Origin of the sequence: Listeria rocourtiae subsp. hofi (genome assembly GCF_963575615.1) — a bacterium.
Lineage (GTDB): Bacteria > Bacillota > Bacilli > Lactobacillales > Listeriaceae > Listeria_A > Listeria_A hofi.
Map to the genome: position 1 here is coordinate 190,576 of NZ_CAUYTL010000002.1, position 23,897 is coordinate 214,472.

The 23,897-nt window shown below is 40.0% G+C and carries 24 protein-coding genes; 13 read left to right on the forward strand and 11 right to left on the reverse strand.

Annotated features, from left to right (window positions below; all coding sequences use genetic code 11):
* Positions 1-16 precede the first annotated feature (16 nt).
* Both R8925_RS02300 and R8925_RS02305 read left to right on the forward strand, forming a co-directional pair.
* Positions 17-943, forward strand: coding sequence for a manganese-dependent inorganic pyrophosphatase (locus R8925_RS02300; RefSeq protein WP_430534300.1), 927 nt, complete (start codon positions 17-19; stop codon positions 941-943).
* Between the two features lie 63 nt (positions 944-1,006).
* Entirely contained in the window at positions 1,007-1,819 is an 813-nt protein-coding gene (locus R8925_RS02305) for a GNAT family N-acetyltransferase (protein ID WP_430534301.1), read from the forward strand.
* 119 nt (positions 1,820-1,938) lie between these two features.
* On the opposite strand, the gene R8925_RS02310 is transcribed toward R8925_RS02305, so the two are convergent.
* A complete protein-coding gene (locus R8925_RS02310) occupies positions 1,939-2,652 on the reverse strand; it encodes a tryptophan-rich sensory protein (RefSeq protein WP_430534302.1) in 714 nt (237 codons plus the stop codon).
* Between the two features lie 155 nt (positions 2,653-2,807).
* Here R8925_RS02310 and R8925_RS02315 point away from each other — a divergent pair, with 155 nt between their 5' ends.
* From R8925_RS02315 to R8925_RS02325, 3 genes are read left to right on the forward strand one after another with little or no spacing between them, the layout of a single operon-like run.
* The gene (locus tag R8925_RS02315; protein WP_430534303.1) at positions 2,808-3,572 is read left to right on the forward strand and encodes a metal ABC transporter ATP-binding protein; all 765 of its coding nucleotides are present in this window, start codon (positions 2,808-2,810) and stop codon (positions 3,570-3,572) included.
* Entirely contained in the window at positions 3,553-4,428 is an 876-nt protein-coding gene (locus tag R8925_RS02320; RefSeq protein WP_430534304.1) for a metal ABC transporter permease, read from the forward strand. The genes R8925_RS02315 and R8925_RS02320 overlap by 20 nt, the downstream gene beginning before the upstream one ends.
* The gene (locus R8925_RS02325; protein WP_036069135.1) at positions 4,412-4,840 is read left to right on the forward strand and encodes a Fur family transcriptional regulator; all 429 of its coding nucleotides are present in this window, start codon (positions 4,412-4,414) and stop codon (positions 4,838-4,840) included. Before R8925_RS02320 ends, R8925_RS02325 begins: the two co-directional genes overlap by 17 nt.
* Positions 4,841-4,931: 91 nt before the next feature.
* Here the strand turns inward: R8925_RS02325 and R8925_RS02330 are convergent, their stop codons facing one another.
* Positions 4,932-5,528: a 3'-5' exonuclease gene (locus tag R8925_RS02330; protein WP_430534305.1), complete on the reverse strand. Its 597-nt coding sequence runs from the start codon at positions 5,526-5,528 to the stop codon at positions 4,932-4,934.
* A gap of 31 nt (positions 5,529-5,559) precedes the next feature.
* Complete coding sequence (locus tag R8925_RS02335; RefSeq protein ID WP_430534306.1) at positions 5,560-7,101, reverse strand: glycine betaine uptake BCCT transporter; 1,542 nt, start codon at positions 7,099-7,101, stop codon at positions 5,560-5,562.
* Positions 7,102-7,305: 204 nt separating this feature from the next.
* Here R8925_RS02335 and R8925_RS02340 point away from each other — a divergent pair, with 204 nt between their 5' ends.
* Positions 7,306-7,488 (forward strand): hypothetical protein, encoded by a 183-nt coding sequence (locus R8925_RS02340; RefSeq protein WP_430534307.1) that lies wholly within the window; start codon positions 7,306-7,308, stop codon positions 7,486-7,488.
* A gap of 49 nt (positions 7,489-7,537) precedes the next feature.
* Here the strand turns inward: R8925_RS02340 and ispG are convergent, their stop codons facing one another.
* From ispG to R8925_RS02355, 3 genes are all read right to left on the reverse strand, one after another.
* On the reverse strand, positions 7,538-8,650 hold the full coding sequence (gene ispG, locus R8925_RS02345) for a flavodoxin-dependent (E)-4-hydroxy-3-methylbut-2-enyl-diphosphate synthase (protein ID WP_430534308.1): 1,113 nt from the start codon (positions 8,648-8,650) through the stop codon (positions 7,538-7,540).
* Positions 8,651-8,836: 186 nt separating this feature from the next.
* Positions 8,837-9,625 (reverse strand): DUF1189 domain-containing protein, encoded by a 789-nt coding sequence (locus R8925_RS02350; RefSeq protein WP_430534309.1) that lies wholly within the window; start codon positions 9,623-9,625, stop codon positions 8,837-8,839.
* Between the two features lie 395 nt (positions 9,626-10,020).
* Positions 10,021-10,524, reverse strand: coding sequence for a hypothetical protein (locus R8925_RS02355; protein ID WP_430534310.1), 504 nt, complete (start codon positions 10,522-10,524; stop codon positions 10,021-10,023).
* Positions 10,525-10,615: 91 nt separating this feature from the next.
* Here R8925_RS02355 and R8925_RS02360 point away from each other — a divergent pair, with 91 nt between their 5' ends.
* The 3 genes from R8925_RS02360 to R8925_RS02370 all read left to right on the forward strand — a co-directional run bounded on the left by R8925_RS02360 (position 10,616) and on the right by R8925_RS02370 (position 14,154).
* Positions 10,616-11,032 (forward strand): HTH domain-containing protein, encoded by a 417-nt coding sequence (locus R8925_RS02360; protein ID WP_430534311.1) that lies wholly within the window; start codon positions 10,616-10,618, stop codon positions 11,030-11,032.
* A 166-nt stretch (positions 11,033-11,198) separates the two neighbouring features.
* Complete coding sequence (locus R8925_RS02365; protein WP_430534312.1) at positions 11,199-11,807, forward strand: superoxide dismutase; 609 nt, start codon at positions 11,199-11,201, stop codon at positions 11,805-11,807.
* A 184-nt stretch (positions 11,808-11,991) separates the two neighbouring features.
* Entirely contained in the window at positions 11,992-14,154 is a 2,163-nt protein-coding gene (locus R8925_RS02370) for a peptidoglycan D,D-transpeptidase FtsI family protein (RefSeq protein WP_430534313.1), read from the forward strand.
* Positions 14,155-14,282: 128 nt separating this feature from the next.
* Here the strand turns inward: R8925_RS02370 and R8925_RS02375 are convergent, their stop codons facing one another.
* The 5 genes from R8925_RS02375 to R8925_RS02395 all read right to left on the reverse strand — a co-directional run bounded on the left by R8925_RS02375 (position 14,283) and on the right by R8925_RS02395 (position 18,710).
* Positions 14,283-14,675, reverse strand: a complete 393-nt coding sequence (locus R8925_RS02375) for a hypothetical protein (protein WP_430534314.1) — start codon at positions 14,673-14,675, stop codon at positions 14,283-14,285.
* 252 nt (positions 14,676-14,927) lie between these two features.
* On the reverse strand, positions 14,928-15,323 hold the full coding sequence (locus tag R8925_RS02380; RefSeq protein ID WP_430534315.1) for a hypothetical protein: 396 nt from the start codon (positions 15,321-15,323) through the stop codon (positions 14,928-14,930).
* Positions 15,324-15,473: 150 nt separating this feature from the next.
* The gene (locus R8925_RS02385; protein WP_430534316.1) at positions 15,474-15,920 is read right to left on the reverse strand and encodes a hypothetical protein; all 447 of its coding nucleotides are present in this window, start codon (positions 15,918-15,920) and stop codon (positions 15,474-15,476) included.
* Positions 15,921-15,932: 12 nt separating this feature from the next.
* Positions 15,933-16,421 carry a hypothetical protein gene (locus R8925_RS02390; RefSeq protein WP_430534317.1) on the reverse strand — a complete coding sequence of 163 codons (489 nt, stop codon included), beginning with the start codon at positions 16,419-16,421 and terminating at the stop codon, positions 15,933-15,935.
* A gap of 66 nt (positions 16,422-16,487) precedes the next feature.
* On the reverse strand, positions 16,488-18,710 hold the full coding sequence (locus tag R8925_RS02395) for a glycoside hydrolase domain-containing protein (RefSeq protein ID WP_430534318.1): 2,223 nt from the start codon (positions 18,708-18,710) through the stop codon (positions 16,488-16,490).
* Between the two features lie 261 nt (positions 18,711-18,971).
* On the opposite strand from R8925_RS02395, the gene R8925_RS02400 reads away from it, so the two are divergent.
* Genes R8925_RS02400 through R8925_RS02415 form a run of 4 tightly spaced genes read left to right on the forward strand, consistent with a single transcriptional unit; the run spans position 18,972 to position 23,839 of the window.
* Entirely contained in the window at positions 18,972-20,012 is a 1,041-nt protein-coding gene (locus tag R8925_RS02400; protein WP_430534319.1) for an aspartate-semialdehyde dehydrogenase, read from the forward strand.
* 28 nt (positions 20,013-20,040) lie between these two features.
* A complete protein-coding gene (gene dapG, locus R8925_RS02405; RefSeq protein WP_430534320.1) occupies positions 20,041-21,264 on the forward strand; it encodes an aspartate kinase in 1,224 nt (407 codons plus the stop codon).
* A gap of 4 nt (positions 21,265-21,268) precedes the next feature.
* Positions 21,269-22,150 (forward strand): 4-hydroxy-tetrahydrodipicolinate synthase, encoded by an 882-nt coding sequence (dapA, locus tag R8925_RS02410; RefSeq protein WP_430534321.1) that lies wholly within the window; start codon positions 21,269-21,271, stop codon positions 22,148-22,150.
* Between the two features lie 18 nt (positions 22,151-22,168).
* A complete protein-coding gene (locus tag R8925_RS02415; protein ID WP_430534322.1) occupies positions 22,169-23,839 on the forward strand; it encodes a ribonuclease J in 1,671 nt (556 codons plus the stop codon).
* Positions 23,840-23,897: the final 58 nt, after the last annotated feature.

Genomic DNA, 23,897 nt, shown 5'->3' on the forward strand with positions numbered 1-23,897 from the left:
TAAAGGAGATAAAAAAATGACTAAATCACTTGTTTTTGGACATAAAAACCCAGATACAGACACGATTTGTTCTGCACTTGCATACGCAGAATTAAAGAAAGCACAAGGTCAAGATATCGAAGCAGTTCGACTTGGTGAAATCAATAGCGAGACGGCCTTTGTATTGGATTATTTTAAAGCAAAAGCGCCACGCTTTGTTGAAACAGTTGCGAATGAAGTATCAACGGTTAGTTTAGTTGATCACAATGAAAAACAACAAAGTGTGACTGATATTGATGATGTTACTGTTGTAGAAGTCATTGATCATCATCGCATCGCTAATTTTGAGACGGCAGATCCGTTGTATTACCGTGCAGAGCCAGTTGGTTGCACAGCGACAATTCTGTTTAAAATGTTCCAAGAAAAAGGCATTGAAATTTCGAAAACGACGGCGGGCTTGATGCTCTCAGCGATTATTTCTGACACGCTATTGTACCAATCACCAACTTGTACAACGGAGGATAAAGAAATCGCAGAGAAATTAGCAGCAATTGCAGGGATTGAAACAGCTGAGTACGGCTTGGAAATGTTAAAAGCAGGTGCAGATGTTTCTACTAAAACAATTCCTGAGCTTCTACTTGATGCAAAAGAATTTGAAATGGGCGGTTCAAAAGTCGAAATCGCGCAAATCAATGTGGTAGATGAAAAAGATATTTTGGTTCGAAAAGTAGAAGTGGAAGCGGAAATGAGCAAGCGTATTGCAGATAAAGATCTTGATTTATACTTATTCGTCATCACAAATATTTTGACGAACGACTCAGTAGGCATTGCTTTGGGAAGTAAAATAGATAAAGTGGAAGCGGCATATGGCATTGCTTTTACAGCAAATGTAGCCCCACTAGCTGGTGTTGTGTCGCGTAAAAAGCAAGTGGTGCCAATTTTGACGGAAGTTTTTTCGAAATAGTATGAGATGGGAGACAGTTGCTGATTCAAGCGCTGTTTCTTTTTCTATAAGGGAGCGATTAATTTGGAAATATATCAATTGGAAAGCATATCGTTAAGGCAGCAGGTAGCGCTTTGGAATGAGGCATTTTCCGATTATCTCGTGCCAGCCGCTATGACCGAAGCGAGTTTCGTAGCACGAATGGAAAAATTACAGCAATCAGCGCAGGAATCACTCATCGCAAAAGTTGATGGCGAGGCTGCAGCTGTTATATTGACTGGAATACGAGATTTCAAAACAGGGAGAATGGCATGGATTGGTGGCCTTGCTGTTATACCGAGATTTAGAAAGAAAGGAATATCCCGCCAACTTTTAGAGCGGTTATTTGTGAGGTATCAAGAGCAGGGCGTGAAAGAGTCGCGTTTGGAGGTTATTTCAGAAAATGTGCCAGCGCTACAGCTCTATGAGAAGCTAGGTTATAAGCCGATTAATGAGCTTATTTACCTTACTGGGAATTTGCAGAATTATGGGGTCGTGTGTTTTCGGTTAGAAGAAGTGAGCAATACGGATGAATATGTAGCCTTAGAAAATGAAGATTTACCGTGGCAAAATAGAATAACAACGCATCATAAAATTGCGACTATTTGGCAAGATCAAGAGCAGCTAGGGTATATCGTATACAGTCTTTCTGATGATAACTTGATTCTTTTGCAAGTACGTCTGAATCATGCACCAACTCAGATTCTTAGCGTCCTCCAGGCATTCTATGAGACTTATGGGAATATTTCATGCGCTGTATTTAATGAAATCACAACGAGCGATTATCTTCCAATTTTATTGAATAAAGAATTCAAGAAAGTAGCGACACAAATCCAGATGCGTAAAGAAATCCAGTAAAAGGCCTGGATGGTCATTACCCAAATAAATCGGCGACAAGCGCTCGCTTTGCGTCAAGCAAAATTTACATCCTACTCGAAAAAGGAATTGTGATACTTTGCTCAGTTTTTTTAGATGGATCATGTCTTTTGACGAACGGGAATGAAATTTGCAAAGAATAAGACGATAGCTAGTATTAAAGCTGTATAAGAAACAACGGTATTCCAGCCCATCACGCGAACGTATATCCCAACAAATGCCCAGACAAAGACAAGCGGCGCAATCCAGTCGTTTTCACGAATACGAAATGCATAGCCAATCAAGGTGGCTATTATCAGCAATGTGACTGTCCAAACTGTAGCATTTAGCCCTAATAAGCTGGTAACTTCTTTCCAAGTGAGATAATAGCAAATGTTTGCAATCGTTGCTACGCTGACCCAACCAAGGTAGAGACTGATTGGAGCCCGCCAAACAAGTGATTTTGTTACGTTTTTCTGTGTGTTATACAATGCAATAAGCCCGATTAACAGCAACAACATTATAATAACGGAGCCTAAGAAATAGCCGTAATGCCAAGATACAATCCATAATCCATTTAATAAAGATGTGATGGAGAACAGAAATGCTAGTGCTCTCGTCACATTCTTTCGGTTAAATGTCAATGCAATGAGCCATAGGAATAAGCCTACATAAATAACGCCCCAAATAATAAAAACGTAGCCTGCTGGTGTAAATAAAACATCGAGCCGATTCGATATTTCTCCTGTTGTTATCCCGTTTAGCGGTAAAATATTGGCCAGTGCATTCATGCCGACCATCAAAATAAAGCACAAGTACATCCAGACTAATTTCATTTCAGACACCTCCATATGGTTGTTTTCCCTCTATAGCTATCTATTAATCATCTGATAAATGATAAATAAGAGTCATTACGATTTACACGACTGCTTTTTTTATGTATACTAGGTTAGGTAATGATTTTTAAGCATAGAAGGAGTTTTTCCGCTGTATGGATGAAATTTTAAAGGTAGCGAATGTTTTCTACCATTATGATAAAGAAGAAGTACTCCAAAGAATTAACTTAACAATCAAAAAAGGCAGTTTCACAGGAATTATTGGGCCTAATGGTTCAGGGAAATCGACGCTGTTGAAATTAATTTTGGGGCTTTTGAAAATACAGCGAGGTGAAATTACCTTGTTTGGTAAGCCGCATGCTGAATTTAAAGATTGGTCAAAAATTGGTTTCGTCTCGCAAAAATCAAACGCTTTTAACGGTGCATTTCCAGCCACGGTAAAGGAGGTCGTTTCTAGCGGTTTGGTGAAGAAAAAAGGAATGTTTCGGCGGTTGAATCGTCGGGATTTTGAAGCAGTCTATGAGGCGCTTGATATTGTTGATATGAGGCGGTTTGCTGGGCGGAATATTGGGGAGCTTTCTGGTGGACAACAGCAACGTGTTTTTATTGCACGAGCGCTTGTAAGTAAGCCAGAGGTACTGATTCTGGATGAGCCGACTGTGGGGATTGATGCACAGAACGTGACGTCTTTTTATGAGTTATTGAAGGAACTGAACGCGAAAGAGGCGATTACGATGTTGCTTGTGACACATGATATTTTGGCAGTGAATTCGTATGTGGATCATATTGTTAGTCTGAATACGAAGGTGCTGTTTGATGGGACGGCTGTGGATTACCAGATTTACTTAGAGGAACGGGAGTTAGAAGCCCTTGAAGTGAGCAGGATGGGGGTGACACATTGTGATTGCGAACCTGTTTGAATATGATTTTATTAGAAATACGTTTATTGTCGGTATCGTTATCGGTATTGTAGCGCCATTATTAGGTAGTTTTATCGTTGTGAGACGCCTTTCTTTGATGGCTGATGCACTCAGTCATGTTAGTTTGGCAGGGATTGCGGTGAGCTTATACTTAAGTAAAATGTATATGCCTCTTGTAGCGCTGAACCCGCTTTATCTAGGCTTTGGTTTTGCGGTTGGTGGCTCTTTACTTATGGAAAAACTGCGCAATGTCTACAAGCAATTTCAAGAACTAGCAATTCCGATTATTATGTCGGCGGGAATGGGGTTCAGTGTTATTTTCATCTCGCTTGCTAATGGCTTTAATACGGACTTGTTCAGCTATTTATTTGGTAGTGTTAGCGCGGTCAGTAGGTCGGATATGTGGACAATTTTGGCAATCGCTTTTGTGGTATTGCTAACTGTATTTTTTCTCTATAAAGAACTATTTTTGTTGTCGTTTGATGAAGAATATGCGAATGCATCTGGAATTCCCGCGAAAATAGTAGATGTGATTTTCATGCTATTAGTAGCGCTTGTCATTGCATCTAGTATGCGCATTGTTGGTATTCTGCTCGTATCGTCATTGATGACATTACCTGTGGCAGCGGCTATACGTATCGCTAAAGGCTTTAAACAAACGATTGCTTATGCGATTCTGTTTGGCGAAATATCAGTGATAGGTGGCCTTGTGAGCGCCTTTTACCTCGACCTTGCACCAGGTGGTTCGATTGTTATTATTTCTGTCTTTATTTTAGTCTTAACGATTAGTGTTCAAAAAGTGAAACAAAAACTGGCGATAGCCGAAAGAAGTGATTCGAATGTCTCTAACAGCTAACGAAGCTTTGCAATTGATGAAACGAAAAGGTTATAAACACACGGATAAGCGCGAATTTCTAATCAATCTTTTTGCTCGGAAAAATCGTTATATGACGGCAAAAGAAGTTTTAGAGAGTATGAAAGAAGATTTTCCGGGAATTAGTTTTGATACAATCTACAGGAATCTATCCCTATTTGTCGAATTAGAATTGTTTGAGGAAACCGAACTTTCTAGTGAAAAGCATTTTCGATTATCATGTGCTCATGAGGAACACCATCATCATTTTATTTGTATGGAATGTGGAAAAACGCGTGAAATTCGGATGTGCCCGATGGATTTCTTGGAAGAAGCATTGCCAGGTTATCAAGTAGAAGGACATAAGTTCGAAGTGTATGGCAAATGTCCAGATTGTTTAGCCAAAGTAGGCTAGCCAATAGTCTTATTGGTAAAAATCAATGCGTGAAGAAAGGAAACACAAAGCGACTCACTGGCATTGGAAAATCGTAAAAAAACGCGCCCCATCAACGGGAACGCGTTTTTTTCTTTGTTACAAAATTAGAGCCATTTACTTGTCCAAACTGATAACCAATCGAATCCACTAATTCAGCAATCGTATTTACTTGCTGGATGTTTGCCAATTCGCGCACGATATCAGCGGCTACTTCGGAATCTTCTAAAGCATGATGATGTTCAAAGCGCATGCCGAAGTAATCTGCAACAAGGTTTAACTTATGCGAACGTAGCGGCAATATTTTTTGAGATAATATGCAAGAGCAGAAATACAGATTCGCGGGCAATGGCAAACCATATTTCGTTGTTGTCGCGCGGAATACATTAATATCAAACGTCGCAAAATGAGCAGCAACGGGCAAATCACCGATGAAATTAATAATACTCGGATAGACTTCCAGCCAATTCGGGGAGTCCCAAACGTCTTCTGGATGAATACCATGAACACGAATATTAGAAGCGTAAAAATCCTCCTCAGGATCGATTAATTGATAGTATTCAGAATGCTTGTTGCCGTTCAAATATTTGACCATCCCAATGGAGCAAGGACTTGTTCGTGATCCGTTGGCGGTCTCAAAATCAAGCACAACATAGTTTAAATCGTTCATCTTATTTCACTCCTTCACATCCATCATACCTCTATAAATTTGGCTTACGCAAGGATTTTGGTTTGATGTAAAGTCCCAAATCGCGTCGTTCTTTTCGTAAGGCGATGAAAAGCGAAATCATCATCAAGAGCATGATAAACGAAAACGGCAAAGCGACGATGATGAGCATATTTTGTAAGCCCTCTAAACCACCACTGAAAAGGAGAATAGAAGCGATTAGCGACTGGATGATGCCCCATATAAATTTGACACGGTTAGCAGGATTCATTACGCCATTCATCGTTTGCATGCCTAACACATAAGTGGCTGAATCAGCGGATGTAATGAAGAACACGCCAATCAAGAAAATAGCAATAACAGAAAGTAATGAGCCAAGTGGCATATGATTGAACGTACCAAACAAGACTTCTTCGGTTTTTAGTTGGGTTAAATCAAATCCAGCGCGCTGAACGGAGGTAGATGCTGTTCCAAAAACGGAGAACCAGACCACACTAAGCAACGTAGGTAACAAAATAACACCAGCTAAAAATTCACGAATTCGGCGCCCCTTTGAGACCCTTGCGATGAAAATACCAACGAACGGTGACCAAGAAATAAACCAAGCCCAGTAAAAAATTGTCCAGCTATTAATCCATTCACGACCAGCTGCGTCCACCGGAGAAGTTCGGAAACTCATGCCGATAAAATTTTGCATATAAGCACCAGTGGCATCTGTCATCATATTTAGTGTTAGCAATGTTGGACCAACGATAATAACAATAATCATTAGTAGAACGGCTAAAACCATGTTCGTATTACTAAGCCATTTCATCCCGCGACCAAGTCCACTCATGGCAGAAGTTAAGAACAGAACTGTTACGATCGCAATAATAACAATCTGTATCTTAAAGCTAACAGGAATGTCGAATAAGAAGGAGAGTCCACCATTAATTTGTGTAGCACCAAAGCCAAGTGTCGTTGCTACACCGACAATCGTCGCGAATACAGCAATAACATCAATTGTCACACGGACACCAGGTTTCATAAAACGCCCAAGGAGCGGATCAAGAGTCGCACTAATTAAACCTGGCTTATCCTGTCTAAATTGGAAATAAGCCAGCGTCAATCCAACAAAGGCATAAATCGCCCAAGCATGAATTCCCCAGTGAAAAAAGGAGAAGCGAAAAGCATCCATTAAAGCTTGATTTGTTCCAGGGTCAGCTTCAGGACTCGAAATCGCGTAATGAGATAGTGGCTCTGTTGCCCCCCAAAACACAAGCCCAACACCCATTCCAGCGCTGAATAACATGCCGAACCAAGAAATAGTTGAATATTTCGGTTTTTCCCCAGCTTTTCCAAGTTTAATCGAACCAATCGGGCTAATGATCAAATAGAAGCAGAAGATTACGATTACTGAAACAAAAATCAAGTAATACCAACCAAATGTTGTCGTAATAAAGTTTTGAATGTTCGCTGTTACGCTAGCAAGTCCCTTTGGTGTCAAGATACCAATCGTAACGAAGACTAACGTGATAGCCAGTGTAATCCAAAATACATTTGTAATTTTGTGCGAAGTTTCTTTTTTTGTTCCCATAATTCCTCACTTTCATTGCTAGATAAGTTTTTGTGTAGAATCTAGCAAACTAATAGGAACGAAATAACGAATCGCCCCTTGACCTTAACTATGGTAACAAAGATTAGCAGTGAAAGCAAATGAGCGATGAGAGCCCATGTTTCAATTCCTTATTTGCGGATAAAGTTACATAACAAAGTACCGCATATACAAGGAGGAATTACTATGAAAAAAGAGGATGGCTTTTTGGCAGGATTTATTATTGTCGTTGTTTTAATAACATTTAAGATTTGGATAAAATTCACGTTTGAATTGCAATTAGCATGCCTTGTTCTGCTAGTAGCAGCATCGTGGACGTTGAAATATTTCATTTTTAAAAAATTAAAATCTAAGAAAAAAGGAGCTTAACATAATTAAAAACGTCGATGTGCAAAAATGCGTATCGACGTTTTTAAGCTTATTTTGCAGCTTCTGCTTCCTCTGCTGCTTTTTTAGCGAAATATTCTTCGGCTAGGATATCGATTTCTTTCTTCAATTCCTCCACCATTGTTTCTTCGGGTACTTTGCGAACAATTTTACCATGACGGAAAAGGAGTCCTTCGCCACGAGCACCAGCGATTCCAATATCGGCTTCACGAGCTTCGCCTGGGCCGTTTACAGCACAGCCGAGTACTGCAACTTTAATTGGAGCTTTGATGGTGGAGATGTATTCTTCCACTTCATTAGCTATACTGATAAGATCGATTTCGATACGACCGCAAGTTGGACAGGAGATAAGTGTTGCAGCATTGGATGATAGGCCGAACGACTTTAATACTTCACGGGCAACTTTAATTTCCTCTACAGGATCGGCAGAAAGGGAGACACGAAGCGTATTTCCAATACCTTTGCTGAGAATTGCACCAAGTCCGGCGGCGCTTTTGATACCACCAGCAAACTGTGTTCCTGATTCAGTTATTCCTAAATGTAGTGGGTAACTGAATGCTTTTGATGCTAAATCGTAGGCTTCGATTGCCAAGTTCACATCGGATGCTTTTAGCGACACGATGATATCATGGAAATCGAGGTCTTCTAGAATTTTGATATGATCTAGCGCACTTTCGACCATACCTTCCGCGGTAGGGTAGCCATACTTCTCGATGAATTTCTTCTCCAAGCTACCAGCATTAACCCCGATACGAATCGGAATTCCTTTTGCCTTAGCCGCGTTTACGACTTTAACAACACGATCGCGACGACCGATGTTACCTGGATTAATACGAATTTTGTCAACACCAGCATCGATTGCTTTTAAAGCTAGGCGATAATCGAAATGAATATCGGCTACGAGTGGAATTGAAATCTTTCTTTTTATTTCAGCAAGGGCATCTGCTGCACGCTCATCAGGGACGGCGACACGAACGATTTGGCACCCAGCTTCTTCTAGACGATGAATTTCAGCAACAGTTGCCTCTACATCGTGCGTTTTTGTTGTGGCCATACTTTGAATAAATAATTCATTACTTCCGCCTATGGTCAAATTACCAACCTTTACAGGACGGGTATTTGATCTATGTGTTCTTTCTGTCAAAGCGATTCGCTCCTTATAATCCCGATTTGCAGGATTTGTTATTATTAATGCATTACCAATCATACCATTATTCGTGTGAAAAATCATCCATATTGTTTATTAGAATTTAGTGAGAATAGGGCTGTTACCCAAATGAAAACTCCCAAAATCACCTTGGTTCGAGGAGGACTTGGGAGTTTTTACAACTTATTTTATAGGTTGCTTCATGTCTGTCGGTGGAATTTGCCGAATGACTAAGAAAATAATAAAGAAACTTACTGCCATATTGATAGTCGATAGATATGGAACCGTTATTTGGAGCCAGTACATCACCATCGTGAACACTGCTGCAAGCGTCATACTGTACGCTGCAATATTCCAGTTGTTGAAATAACTGATGCCCATACGACCGAAGCCATTCATAATAAATCCGAATAGAGCATATAGCGCAACTTTGAAGAATGAAATCAGAATCATCGCAATTAAAATGATGCCAAGTAAAATTGGAATGAAGTATTTTGACAAATCTTCCATGGATTGATAAAAGCTTACGAGGTCATTTTTGGATTTGATTCCAGCAGTTGCATAACTTACAGATTGTTCTACGCCAGGCGCTTTAATGTAAATTTTGTCCGCTAAGAAAGCAATCGCGCTGTCAGCAGAACCGATTTGATTGTCGATTTGGTCTGTTGTTAAGCTGTTAGTCGAGTCAAAGTAGAAAAAGACACTGCCTTGATCGATAGTTATTGGTTTATCTGCGTCAGAAACGAGTTTTCCATCCTCAACCGTAAAATCAGGAATGTCATTTTTGATCGTATCCGCGCCAACTTTTAACGCATCATTGGCAGCATTGGCCGTATGGAAGCCGATTGGTAAAAAAATCAGAATCGAAATAAGAATTATGTACAGAATCGATTTCCATATTTTATCCGCTCGAAAAGTCGCGATATCCTCAGGAGAGTAGATACTTTTTACAAAACGTTTGAAAATATTCATTTGTTGTGATGCACCTCATTCTTGGTTTATTTATATAATAGTAGGAATGTAAATCTCAGTTGGGAATAGCTTTCTTTATAATAGCTTGAAACTGGAAGGATTGCAAGGATAGGTAGAGTGGCTTAAAGTGCTGCGCATGGACTTTAGACAGTGGTAACTTCTGTGTTGCATATGGCGTACCTTAATTTTAAAAGAAATAAAATACGAAATTGTAAACTAGTGAAATTATCACTGTTGGTGCAAGTTAGAAGTGTTTTTCATCCTATCCTCTCGTTCCTATATAAGGCTAAGACAAGCGCTATGAATAAAATCATGGAGTTCTAATGTTGCAACAATAAAAAGATGGAAGCTGAAACGATGAATTTTAATCAACATATGTTTCAGCTTCCATCTTTTTATTTAATTCGCCACATAATAATTCCAGAACCAAATGCTTTTCCAACGGGGGCACCACCATAGTATGCAGTACCTGTTAATCGAGCTTGAAAAGTATTTCTCAGCAACGGCTGTGATATATGACCAGCAAACTTTTTAACAGGAATGTTACCGTGTAATAATCCCGAGCTTGTGTTGGTTATGCGTATTGTTCCCTTAAATGAATTTGCAGATACATACATAATTGTCCGCCAATTAATGTAGTTAGGCTTAAACGTAACCCAAAGTTTTAATTGTCCGACTAATTTAGGGCTACGTGCTGCTCTTTCGGGGCTTTGTAAATTTGGTTCCGCCATTATATTCATAGTGGCTATAGATTGCCCCAAATTTACCCCTTCAAACGCTGCGGCGGCTTCTTCTGGTGTGATTTCTGCATATGTATCACTAGGTGATACAAGGAATAAAGCTCCGGTGATTAAGAATAAACCTACTAAGTATTGAGACATTTTCCTTGTTCTGTTCATTTTGTGTCCTCTTTTCTTTGTTGTTTTATTCACATTGATGGTATCATTAGTTTATGGTAAAATCAAATGATTAAAAAAGGAGATGCGTATAATGTTCGATGGAACCATTCAAACAGGAGTCATCATGTTAAAGGATAAGTATAAACTTAACGAGAAGTCCATTTCCAAATTACTAGGCTTGGATCCAAACACTTTGGATGAAGATTATATGTCTAACTACACGGACCAAACGAATCATGCAGAATATGTATTACCTTTTTTGGTAGGGTCACTTGATGCAACGAGTGATGATGATAAGTTAGCAGGGGTTATAGAGGGATTAATATATTATTTCGATTTGAGCATTGAAACGCTCGCAATATATGCAGGAATAACTCCAACTGAAATGAAAGCTTTTACTGATGACCCTAACTCCTTGTCTATAGAGAAGAAATACCATATGGGAATGCGAATGATGTTGCTTCATTTCGTATTAAAAGAATCCTACCGAGTAGCAATTGATAACTAGGGATAAAATCATGATAAGCATCAGGCTCAGCTTTTCAGTTAAGCATTAAAATTGCAACGGTCGCCTCGTAGTGATAACCTTGTAGTTGTAGGGAAAAGTGGACTAAGTATCTCATTTGGAAGTGCTTGCTTTTTCGAATAAAGATAATCAAGGAGGAGTTTTTATTATGACATATGAATTACCTAAATTAGCTTACACATACGATGCTTTGGAGCCGAATTTTGATAAAGAAACAATGGAGATTCACTATTCAAAACATCATCAAACGTACGTAACGAAACTAAATGATGCATTAAAAGGACATGACGATTTAGCTGCTAAATCTATCGAGGACTTGGTTGCTGATTTAAATAGTGTTCCTGAAAACATTCGTACTGCTGTTCGTAATAATGGTGGCGGACATGCCAACCATAAATTCTTCTGGACAATCCTTAGCCCTCAAGGTGGCGGCGAGCCCTCTGGTGCTTTAGCAGACGCAATCAATGCTACATTCGGAAGTTTCGAGGAATTCAAAACGAAATTCGCTGATTCAGGCGTTGCACGTTTCGGTTCTGGTTGGGCGTGGTTAGTAGTGAAAGATGGCAAATTGTCTATCATTTCTACTCCAAACCAAGATTCACCGTTAACAGATGGCTACACACCAGTTATCGGTCTTGATGTTTGGGAGCACGCTTACTATTTGAAATTCCAAAATGTTCGTCCAGAATATATCAAAACTTTCTGGAACGTAGTCGATTGGAATAAAGCTGGCGAAAATTTTGACGCAGCTAAATAATTAAAAATGAGAGCCGTGTGCGTGAAAATGCATGCGGTTTTTTTGTGTAATCAGAGCGTATGAAGACTTTAAAGAGGCCTTTAACTTTTCTTAATGATTTTCTAATCAAACTCTAGTGGTAATCTCGCCAAAATTCAGCTACAATAGAGTTAGATGAGTGCTGAAAAAGGAAGGATTGTGACAAGTGAAAAATAGATTTATTAAAAAGACTGACAAACCGAAGAAGAAAAGGCAAGTAATTCCGCTACGCTTGAACATCCTATTTTTCGTTATTTTTATATTATTCTCAGCTCTGATTTTGCGCCTTGGTGTGGTTCAAATTGTTCAAGGAGAAACGTATAAGCGACAATTGGAAGAAACGGATGACGTTAGTGTGACGAAGAACGTGCCACGTGGTGTTATTTATGACCGGAACTATAACTTATTAGTAGGTAATTCAGCAGTAAAATCAATCACATATGCACGTAGTCAGAAAACACAGGCAACAGAGATGATTGCGGTTGCGAAGAAATTGGATAAATTAGTCGCGATTACGCCGGAGAAGTTGACCGAGCGTGATTTGCAAGATTATTGGATTTTGATACATGAGAAAGAATCACTAGCGCGACTTAGCAAAGCCGATCGTAATTTAGATGGTGGGAAAGTGTATAAAAAGCAGATTGCAGGCGTGACGCAAGCTGATTTGGATAGTTTGACCGAAGATGATAAACGTATCGCAACAATTTACAAGAAGATGACAGCCGGCTATGCGCTATCTCAAGTAGCGATTAAGAGTAAAGGCGTGACAGATGAGGAAATCGCGAGGGTAAGCGAGAATTTGGAAAGTTTGCCTGGTGTAGATACGACGACAGACTGGAATCGTTTTTATACGTATGATGAAACATTGCGTTCGATATTAGGTAGCGTGTCGACGGAGAAACAAGGTATTCCGAGTGATAAAGTGGATTATTACTTAGCACAAGGCTATAGCCGAAATGACCGCGTTGGTCGGAGTTATTTAGAAGCGCAGTACGAATCTGTGTTAGCAGGTCAGAAATCAAAGTCTAATAGTGTTCTGGATAGTAATGGGAATATCATTGAGACGGTTGAGAAGTATGAAGGCTCCAAAGGTAAGGATTTGGTCTTGTCTGTGGATGTTGAGTTCCAGAAGAAGATTGAGGAGATATTGAAGAAGAATATGAGGATTGGTAAAGCTGCGGGAAGTTCCGATTTGTTTGACCGAGCGTTTGCGGTAGCGATGGATCCTTATACCGGACAAGTCCTAGCATTAGCTGGACAACTGATTAATGATAAGGGTGAGTATGAAGATTATTCGCTTGGCAACTTTACCTCAGCTTACAATATGGGTTCTGCTGTAAAAGGTGCGACCGTATTAGGTGGAATAATGGATGGGGCTATCTCTGAGAATACAGTTTTTGTAGATCAACCTATTAAATTTAAAGGTACCGACAAGAAGAGCTCTTGGTTTAACCGTAATGGGGAACGCTCATTATCGCTTGACCCAGTCGGAGCTTTAGAGATTTCATCCAACTCTTATATGTATCAAACATCGATGAAAATGGCAGGAGCAAAATATGTATATAATGGACCATTACGTGCCTCGGCAGAAACTTTCGACAAAATGAGATACTATTATAATCAGTTTGGTTTAGGTGTTAAAACTGGTATTGACCTTCCAGGGGAGCAAATTGGTTTTAAAGGAGATGATAAGACAATGGGTAAAATTCTCGATTTTTCCATTGGTCAGTATGATTCCTACACTCCTTTACAATTAGCGCAGTATGGAGCAACAATTGCAAATGGTGGTTCTAGAGTTGAGCCGACAATGCTAAAAGAAATCCGTGATCCAAGTACTAATGGAGATACTGTTGGGAAGGTAGCAACAGAAATTGAACCCAAAATTTTAAATCAAATCGGTGCCCCTGATTCAGCGATTAAAGAGGTGCAAAAGGGGTTTTATGAAGTTACTCATGGCGGAAATGGTACAGGTAATAAATATTTTAAAGATGTTCCCGTTGAAGTTGCGGGTAAAACAGGTACAGCACAAGCATTTTATGATGGACCTAAAAAAGATAATGCAATGGCAAAAGTATGGAATACAACATTTGTTGGGTATGCTCCAGTTGAGAAGCCAGAAATATCTATTGCAGTTGTAGTTCCTTGGGGATATAGGGATAACGGAAGTACAGACCCTAAGGTTAATATGAAAATTTCTGAGGAAATATTTGAAGCTTACTATGATTTGAAAAAAGCAAGAGCAGAAGCTGGTAAAGATTCATCAAAAGTGGATCAGCCAATTAATAATAAGACTGCAGCAGCTGCAGCCCAATCTAAATTAAATGATTAAGTAAGAGTAGTTATTTGCTAAAATTAGTAAATATTATAATAAAAGTCTTTATGACAAACACAAAAATACAGATCAAAAATCTGAAATAGGATTTTTGATCTGTATTTTTAGATAAAGAACTTTATGGACTATCTCTGCACATTTAAATAATGTGTTAGTTCTGCATGAAATGCAAGGTACGACCAGTCTGAATTTACATGAACATCATATTGTCCAGCTTTAAGCCCTTTTAATGAAAATGAGACTTTGTAAGTACCAGCTTTATACACATCTATACGTTTGTAAAATTTAGGATCTCCTTTTTTGTATAATTCAACTACAACAGCATCAAACGGGTTTTTACCAATAACATCGATAGTTGTTGCAGTTTTTGAGTAGTTATTAGCATCGGTGTGAAAAGCAATTTTTGAAGCTCCTTTTGACGCCATTGCAAAAGCCTCAGTTGATGAAACCCCTAATACTCCCGCAAATACCAAACCTACAATCAATAAAAATGGTAAAATTCTTTTTCTAAAATTCATTACATTCTCTCCCATCATTCTTTTTTTGAACTACTCCCTAATCAACAATATGTATATAGCAAATAGAACTATACTTATCATACTGTTAATTGGTGGAATATACAACTTTAATCTATGTTAAACCTATACTATTTCCAAGGATAATATGGGTGAATTTGTTATAATCGCATAAATGAAATAGCTGTATTCTCAATTTTGATATAAAGTAACTGTACTTGGCTAATTTGCTATTTAAAAATTTTTTTCATAAACTTAATTCCACTCACCCAATTCGCTCGCTACCATCTGAATAATTCGATTTTGCATGTTGTATGCAGTGCGGCGACTCACGTGGATTTTTTGTGCAATGCCTTCCATTGTTGCGTTAGAGTTTGTGCGCCAATATCGTAGCTTGATGAATTCTTGATAGGGTTCGCCTAGTGAGTTCAGGTTACGGATGACGGTCTCGATAGATTGAACTATGGTTGAAAGCCTCTCGATTCTGATATCCAGATGAAATGCATTGTAGGGTGGGGATTGCGGATTTTTTTCGCATTTTAAATATTGTGTTAATTCCTTGATTCGTTCTATCATTCGAGGATAATTCATAATTTCATGCTCGATATAACGATAGATTTCTTTCGGCATGGTTTTGGTTGCTGTTGTCATAATATGACCTCCATTCATCTTTAATATAGGTTTATTATACAGTGGATTTTAAGTCTGAACCTGTCTGAAATCGCCCATCTTTATTTTTATTTGAGCCAACAAAAAAGCATCGATAAACGCTATTATATCAACGTTTATCGATGCTTTTATTTAGAAATCAATGATGGCATTTTGTAATTCTTTGAGATATCGTTTTTTTAGGATGGTCTCGATGACTTGGACAATTCGGTCGTATTTTCGTCTGCGGTGAGTTAGTATTGAATGAGTTAGGAGTGGTACCTGCACAATAAGCAAAATACGCTCTATCAATATTCCTAACAATAAGCCAAATGCAATCGCGATAATTTTAGTGTTGCCTTGGTATGAATAAACAAAGTACACAAGTAGACCGCCCAAGAAAGAATAGATGACGATAAACCGAAGCATGAAAAAAAGGCTGATTGACATATTTCCAGAAAGGTAGGCTTTTAAACGCTCTAAATCATTTAATGATAATTTGTCTAAGGTTTCATTTAGCGTAGCTTCATCATCAGCAACATCTACTGTAGTAGAAAGTAGTTGAGCAAATTCTTTACGGTTTGAATTTGATATTTTCAAGGGATGTTCCTCCTATAAACTATCTTTTAGGGGTTCAATGTCTTCCGATGGAGAAAATTTTTCTAGTGTGTTCTTTAACTCATCTTCATAGCGCTTGTTTAAAATAATATCCGTGATTGCGATAATGCGATCATATTTAGTTCTATTAAATGCAAGAGATATGTGTTTATGGATTGGTTTTCTAGCAAGGAGCAAACGAAGAAACTCTAAAGCACAGGTAACAGAAAATAGTGCCCAAAAAAAGAAAACAATTAAATTAGACTGATAGGTACTGAAAAGGAAAATTAGCATTCCAGAAAGAAATGAACCAATTATTATTTCTCGTTGTCTGATTGCTACAACGCGTGTGGCAGAACCCGAAAAATATGTTTTTACTTTTTCTAGCTCTTCAAGAGGAAGCCTATTTAGAGCATAGCAAAGTGACTCGATATTATCGGCTTGCTCAATTAACCCTGTTACAAGATTTGCAAAATTTTCAAGTTCTATCTTTGGTATTTTCAATGGTGAACCTCCTTGTATAATAAATAAATCTACATCCATTATACAACGAATGTAGATTTATTAGTACTATTTACTGGATGAATTATCTAAGACCACTTTAATAAGTAATATTAATCCAGCTATTGATACTGCTAAAGGTGCAACAACGGCAGTCCCTATTGTAGAAACAGCATAGGCACAGTAAAGTAAGCCACCTACAACAGAGGTTTTTAATGAGCCGGTGAGTACAGCTTCGGACACTGCGTTCATTTGTGTGTCAAGTTCTCGGTTTTTATTATCAAATATTAGCGAAACGCTCATGGAGGCATTAGTTTTATAGTTATTCGTGACTTCAATTTCTGGAACATTTGCTGTAATTGTAACTGTCAATACATCTTTAGCTGGCATCCATTTTACTGTAATATCACCTACTACTATTTTGGCCGCTAAATCAGCCACAACTTTTTTTGCATTTCCAGCATCTTCTGTTGATAGGGAGCCGGTCCAATTTGCTAATTCTTGTTGAAATGAAGCGTTGACTTTACCATCTTTTACAGAGATGGTAGTTCCTCCACTACCTGAGTTTACTAATTTTGCACTTGCAGTAAATGCAACGGTTAAATTTGGTGATATTACTCGTACATTAGTTTTCTCCATCTCTAACTCAAACGTAACCTTATCATCAACCAACGCGGCTAAACTCGAGTTTCCGTACAACACATCACGAACTCGCATCAAACGTGCACGATTTACCGCCGCGGAACTCGGTGTATCACTCACTGGTGGTGGCGTCACGACTGAAACGGCTGTATCTGCGCCGGAATACGTCACTTTATCAATATCTAATTTTCCGTTTCCTGTGCCAATGGACATTTCAAAATATTGATCGAACGCCCAGTTGTCTGGCATCGGGAAGCCGAGGTTGCCGCTGAATCCGGTGGACATATCGGCGACGAAAACGTTATCGACGAGTCCTGCGTTTTGCAGGCGACTACACACATTGCGGGCTCCGTAAACGCCAATTTGGTACGAGTGCAGGTCTTGATTTTGCTTGAATGCGGCGCGCAGGTTTTGGAAGTAGGGCACGATCAGGTCTGTAATTTGATAGTCGTAAGCGTCTAGATCGACCGCAAAATAAATCGTTGTTCCTGCTGGGAAACCGAGAGTGTACGCGGCATCAATGGCTTTATATCCGTCGCTAATGCCTTGAAGTGGTACCTCGAAATAGGGAATTTCATAGCCTCCGTCTTGATAGATTGGGAAGATTTTCAGTCCTTTTTTCAGGATCGCTGCGATTTCGGTCGGATTCATCGCTTTTGGAACGCGTGTGCCGCCGCGGATGACATTTCCTGTTAAATAGCGGCCAACGTAGCGGTAACCAGCGTTCCATAGGGTGTCAATTTGATCGGTATTCAGAACGTACGATGTGTCGCAGGCGGTCGCGGCACGGTTCGGATCGCCGGCGCTGGAAAGGAGGGCTTTGAACGTGCCCATATTAATCGCACCGGTCGTGATGCTCATTTTCATGAATTCTTGGTAGCGCTTCACGAGGTTCGTTGTCTCAGCGTCATATGTTCCACTAAACTGATTAATAGGCAGGCCGTTACACGCAAGGCTGTATTGCAAAAGTAGAACGAGCGCCTTGTTCGATGTAAAAGTGGGGATCAGGTTGGTCAGATTTGTCGTTGTACCTGGCCCAAAATTACCGTTCGCTGTCGTGCGCGCCATGCCTTCTTCTTTTTGCAGGGCGTAAATGAGCGATGTATTCGTGTCGCGACCGTATAAACCGTCACATGGAACGAGCGAGCCAATCCAAGCGCTGTAATCTCGATTTAGATTCTGCTGAACGGTCCGAACGGCGAAAATGCCACCGCTTACCGTCTGAAACGCGCTCATATTAAGCAAGGATTTCATAATAATCGTCGATACGACACCATCTTGCGTCGAGAGTCCAGCGTCTTTTTGAAACATTTTAACGGCGATTTGCGTTTGTCCGCCGAATACCCCTGTGAAACCGCCGGGGCTGTAGCCTTTGCAGTAAAACGCGCCTTGCAGGATATAGTTGATATTGCTCGGTTTGGCGTCGCTTGCTCCGATAGTTAGCGGTTTGAATGCTTTCTCCGTTCCCGGCCCGAAATTATCCGCGGTAGGTGAGATGCCAAGTTCAATTTGAAGGGCGCGCGTCAACGCATACACCGTCGTCCAGCCCGTTTTTCCGTTTTCAGGAATCGTTTGATAATCGCCTTTCGCGACATATCCTTGATACGTTTTGTTCAACCAACTTTGTACTGTTTTTACCATTTCATCCATTTGTGTCAACTCCAATTCTCTATTTATGCTGTCTTACAAGAACTATCTTACAATGAAAAAGCACGTGGAAAATGCAGAAAAAATGCAAACAAGTTTTCAGCCGAAATAAAAATTTTCAATTTCTCCTCAAAATCCCGTGCAAAAACCTGATAAATGGCTTCTTTTATGGTATGATAAGTTAAATGTGAAAAAACGAAGTCCGATTAAGGAGCTCTGTTTTCCTTTTTCGACAAAATATATAAAATCCAAGGGGGAAATAGAATGACAAAAAGTTATCACGTGGCTGTTGTTGGCGCGACTGGTGCTGTTGGGACGCAAATGATTCAATTACTGGAAGATGTGACGTTTTCTATAAAAGAAGTTTCATTTTTATCTTCGGCTCGTTCAGCTGGTAAGAAATTGATGTTCCGCGGGGAAGAAGTAGAAATTAAAGAAGCAACGCCTGAAAGTTTTGCGGGTGTGGATATTGCTTTGTTCAGTGCTGGTGGTTCGATTTCTGAACGTTTTGCAAAAGATGCAGTGGCACATGGCGCAATTGTAGTCGATAATACGAGTGCGTTCCGGATGCATCCAGATGTACCGCTTGTTGTTCCTGAGGTGAATCCTGAGGCGTTGCGTGAGCACAAAGGCATTATTGCGAATCCGAACTGTTCGACAATTCAAATGGTCGCAGCATTACAACCGATTCGCGCAGCTTTCGGCTTAAACCGGATTATCGTCTCGACATACCAAGCTGTCTCTGGTTCTGGTATTCAAGCAATTGAAGAGTTGCAAACGCAATCTCAAGCTATTTTGAATGGAGAAGATTTTACGCCTGCTGTGATGCCGGTAAAAGGCGATAAAAAGCATTTCCAAATTGCGTTTAATGCGTTGCCACAGATTGATGTTTTCACGGATAATGACTATACATACGAAGAGATGAAGATGGTCAATGAAACGAAGAAAATCATGAGCGATGCGTCAATGAAAGTTGCGGCAACGTGTGTGCGTATTCCAGTTATCACGGGACATTCGGAGTCGGTTTACATCGAAGTGGATCAGGATAATGTCAAAGTTTCTGAGATTCAAGAACTTCTGCGCAATGCGCCTGGTGTTGTTTTGGAAGATGATACGGCGAATCAAGTATATCCGCATGCGGCGAGTTCTGCTGGTAAAAAAGAGGTTTTCGTTGGGCGGGTTCGTCATGATTTAGACGATTCGAAAGGATTCCACATGTGGATTGTATCGGATAATTTACTAAAAGGCGCAGCGTGGAATTCGATTCAAATTGCTGAATCTTTAATCGAGCAAAAAATCATCTGAAAAACGCGAAATAATTGAGGTGTAACGAATGAAAATTATCGTGCAAAAATTTGGTGGGACTTCCGTTCAAAACGAGGAGTCCCGCCAGCTTGCATTTAATCATTTACAAAGTTCAATCGATCAAGGCTATAAAGTTGTTGTTGTTGTTTCGGCAATTGGTCGATTAGGTGATCCTTACGCGACGGATACGTTGCTGGAACTCATTGGGGCGAAAGAAACGCGGTTGTCATTACGTGAACAAGACATGCTGCTTTCTGTTGGTGAAACGATTTCTACAGCGGTTTTCACGAATATGCTTTTAGAGGCTGATATCAAGGCTACGGCGTTTTCAGGGGCTCAAGCTGGAATCAGGACATCCGGTGAATACACGGCGGGCAAAATTTCTGAGGTGGATGTGACGCGATTGCGCCAGACATTGGAAACCGTCGATATTGTTGTCGTTGCAGGTTTTCAAGGTAGTGCGCCAAATGGTGATATCACAACGCTTGGTCGTGGTGGAAGCGATACTTCTGCTGCAGCGCTTGGCGTAGCACTTGCCGCCGAAAGGATTGATATTTTTACGGATGTTGATGGAATGTACACAGCCGATCCGAGAATTGTTAAAAATGCGCGTTCTTTGCCGACTGTGAGTTATAATGAAGTTAGCAACATGGCTTATCAAGGTGCCAAAGTGATTCATCCACGTGCTGTTGAGATTGCGATGCAGGCCAAGATTCCGTTGCGCATTCGTTCGACATATTTAAAGGGAGAGGGCACACTTGTTACGTCGCAAACCGATGTTAGCGGTCGTTTTGATGTGAAGGAGCGCCTTGTTACAGGGATTGCACATGTGACGAATTTGACGCAGCTTCGTGTTAAGACAGACCATGTCCATACCCAGCAGGAAGCCTTCGCAATTTTGGCGGAAGCAAGTATTAGTTTAGATTTTATTAATATATCGACAAACGAGATTGTATTTACCGTACCAGAACAAAAGCGTGAACACGTGTTGGCACTCTTGAAGGAAGCATCTTACGTGGCCGAAACGACCGAGAATTGCGCGAAAGTTTCCATCGTTGGAGCGGGAATCGCAGGTGTACCAGGAGTTACCGCTAAGATTGTATCTGCTTTATCCAGTGAAAACATCGCTATTTTGCAGTCAGCAGATAGTCATACCACAGTTTGGATTCTAGTTGAAGAAACGGATTTAATCGCCGCAGTAAATGCACTTCATGACGAGTTTTGCATTGAAAATGAATTGGAGGAGGAATAACATAATGGATTTTGGAAAAGTAGTGACAGCCATGGTGACGCCGTACAATTCTGAGAAAGATAAAGTGTGCAAAAAAAGAATTCACCGTTTAGTCAACCACCTCATTGAAAATGGTTCAGATGGGCTAGTAGTAGCAGGTACAACGGGTGAGTCCCCAACTATTTCGCACGATGAAAAGATTAAGTTGTTCAAGCAGGTCGTGGAAACAAACCAAGGACGCGCTAAAATCATTGCAGGAACTGGTTCGAATAATACGGCGGAAACAATCGCTTTTACGAAAGAAGTAGAAGAAATCGGCGGTATTGATGCTGTTCTAATCGTGGCACCGTACTATAATAAACCAAACCAAGCTGGTCTGTACGCTCATTTTGCGGCAATTGCAGAGGCGACGACGTTACCAGTAGTCATTTATAACATTCCGAGTCGATCGATTGTAAATATAGAACCAGAAACGATTATTGAACTATCCAAAATTGAGAACATTGTCGCAGTAAAAGAATCTAGCGGTAATTTTGATAACATCACAAAAATTATTGCAGAAACTAGTGATGATTTTACGGTTTACAGTGGTGATGATAGTTTTACATTGCCGATTTATGCACTTGGTGGAGCGGGTGTTATTTCAGTTGCGAGCCACATTATCGGGCCTGAAATGCAGACGATGCTTCGCGCTTTTGACGAAGGCGATACGAAGAAAGCAGCAGAAATTCATGGTAAGCTAGTGCCGTTAATGAACACGCTATTCATCGCTCCGAATCCAGCTCCGGTGAAACATCTGGTTAATAAATTAGACATTGATGTTGGGCACTTACGATTACCACTCGCGCCATTAACAGACACAGAAATTACAAAAATTGAAGCAGCATACAAAAATTATTTGAAATAAGAGGAAGGAGGAATAACTTTGACAATAAAAAAAGCAAAACATATTAAGATTATCCCACTTGGCGGTGTGGATGAAAGTGGCAAGAATTTATACGTAGCTGAAGTGGATGAATCTCTTTATATTATGGATACAGGCTTGATGTTCCCAGAAGACGAATTGTTGGGCATCGATGTCGTTATTCCAGACATTAAATACTTAGAGGATAATCAAGACCGGATCGAGGCTATTTTTCTAACGCACGGTCATGAAGATGCAATCGGAGCTTTACCATACGTTTTGGCCAAAATTAAGGCGCCAGTTTATGGAACAGAATTGACAATTGCACTTGCTAAAGCAGCATTAAAAGAACATAAAAAAGTTCGCTTCAACGACTTCCATATTGTTGATGGAAAAACGAAATTATCATTCCCAAATATCGATGTAGAATTCTTCCGTACAACGCATTCAATTCCTGATTCTGTCGGTATTATTTTAAATACAAGTGAAGGCGCGATTGTCTATACAGGCGATTTCAAATTTGATCAATCCGCAAAACCAGGATATGAAACTAGCCTAGGTCGTATCGCTGAAATTGGTGAAAAAGGTGTGCTTGCATTACTTTCTGATAGCTCTGAGGCAGAACATGCCGGTGCTACATCAAGTGATAGTCTTATAGATGAGGAAATTCGCCACGCTTTTCATTCTGCACCAGGGCGTGTTATTGTAGCGTGTGTGGCTTCTAATCTCGTTCGTTTACAACAAGTTTTGGACGCATCATTTGCGACAAATCGTAAAGTTGCAATCGTAGGGAAAGAATTGGAACGCGTTTTTGATATTTCGGTAAAATTGAACAAGATTCAGTTGCAGAGCGAAGAACTTGTTGTGCCATTAAAAGAAGCGAAAAAGCTACCAAAAGACAAACTTGTCATCATTGAAACAGGTAATCTTGGTGAACCAATTCAATCATTACAACTGATGACAAAAGGTAAGCATCCAAAAATAAATGTCGAAAAAGGCGATACAATCTACATCACATCGACGCCATCCCCGTCATCAGAAACTATTTTAGCGAAAACGATTGATATGCTATACAAAGCAGATGCAACTGTATTAACGATGAACAGAGATTTATTTGTATCCGGTCACGGCAGTCAAGACGATTTAAAATTAATGTTAAACTTAATGAAACCAAAATACTTCATCCCAGTTCACGGTGAGTATCGGATGCTGATTGCACACGCTAAACTAGCATATCAAGTCGGAATCCCGAAATCAAACGTATTCGTAGCCGGAAAAGGTGAAGTTATCGAATATAAGAATGGTCGCATGAGCGCTGGAAACCGAGTGTTTGCAGGGAATACATTGATTGACGGACTCGGTGTAGGAGATGTTGGGAATATCGTACTGCGCGATCGTAAACTATTATCAGAAGATGGTATTTTTATCGTTGTTGTTACATTGAACCGTAAGTCCAAAGCGATCATCTCTGGACCGGAAATCATTTCAAGAGGTTTCATCTACGTTCGTGAATCTGAGCATCTATTGGAAAAATCATCCGAAGTCGTAACAAAGATTGTCGAGAAGAACTTACAAGATAAAGAATTCGAGTGGGCGAAACTAAAACAAGACATCCGCGACCAATTGAACCGATATTTATTCGAACAAACGAAACGTAGGCCAATGATATTGCCGATAATAATGGAAGTGTAGGGAAGTGCTGAAACGGCCCGTTCAGCTCCGACAAAAACTGGAGCGGCCGCAGTAAAAA

Bases quoted from the DNA above. Each gene is read 5' to 3' on its own strand.
- R8925_RS02300 (WP_430534300.1), top strand. From the start codon at position 17: ATGACTAAATCACTTGTTTTTGGACATAAAAACCCAGATACAGACACG.
- R8925_RS02310 (WP_430534302.1), bottom strand. From the start codon at position 2,652: ATGAAATTAGTCTGGATGTACTTGTGCTTTATTTTGATGGTCGGCATG.
- R8925_RS02315 (WP_430534303.1), top strand. From the start codon at position 2,808: ATGGATGAAATTTTAAAGGTAGCGAATGTTTTCTACCATTATGATAAA.
- R8925_RS02325 (WP_036069135.1), top strand. From the start codon at position 4,412: ATGTCTCTAACAGCTAACGAAGCTTTGCAATTGATGAAACGAAAAGGT.
- R8925_RS02330 (WP_430534305.1), bottom strand. From the start codon at position 5,528: ATGAACGATTTAAACTATGTTGTGCTTGATTTTGAGACCGCCAACGGA.
- R8925_RS02335 (WP_430534306.1), bottom strand. From the start codon at position 7,101: ATGGGAACAAAAAAAGAAACTTCGCACAAAATTACAAATGTATTTTGG.
- R8925_RS02340 (WP_430534307.1), top strand. From the start codon at position 7,306: ATGAAAAAAGAGGATGGCTTTTTGGCAGGATTTATTATTGTCGTTGTT.
- R8925_RS02350 (WP_430534309.1), bottom strand. From the start codon at position 9,625: ATGAATATTTTCAAACGTTTTGTAAAAAGTATCTACTCTCCTGAGGAT.
- R8925_RS02355 (WP_430534310.1), bottom strand. From the start codon at position 10,524: ATGAACAGAACAAGGAAAATGTCTCAATACTTAGTAGGTTTATTCTTA.
- R8925_RS02360 (WP_430534311.1), top strand. From the start codon at position 10,616: ATGTTCGATGGAACCATTCAAACAGGAGTCATCATGTTAAAGGATAAG.
- R8925_RS02365 (WP_430534312.1), top strand. From the start codon at position 11,199: ATGACATATGAATTACCTAAATTAGCTTACACATACGATGCTTTGGAG.
- R8925_RS02375 (WP_430534314.1), bottom strand. From the start codon at position 14,675: ATGAATTTTAGAAAAAGAATTTTACCATTTTTATTGATTGTAGGTTTG.
- R8925_RS02380 (WP_430534315.1), bottom strand. From the start codon at position 15,323: ATGACAACAGCAACCAAAACCATGCCGAAAGAAATCTATCGTTATATC.
- R8925_RS02395 (WP_430534318.1), bottom strand. From the start codon at position 18,710: ATGGATGAAATGGTAAAAACAGTACAAAGTTGGTTGAACAAAACGTAT.
- R8925_RS02400 (WP_430534319.1), top strand. From the start codon at position 18,972: ATGACAAAAAGTTATCACGTGGCTGTTGTTGGCGCGACTGGTGCTGTT.
- dapG (WP_430534320.1), top strand. From the start codon at position 20,041: ATGAAAATTATCGTGCAAAAATTTGGTGGGACTTCCGTTCAAAACGAG.
- dapA (WP_430534321.1), top strand. From the start codon at position 21,269: ATGGATTTTGGAAAAGTAGTGACAGCCATGGTGACGCCGTACAATTCT.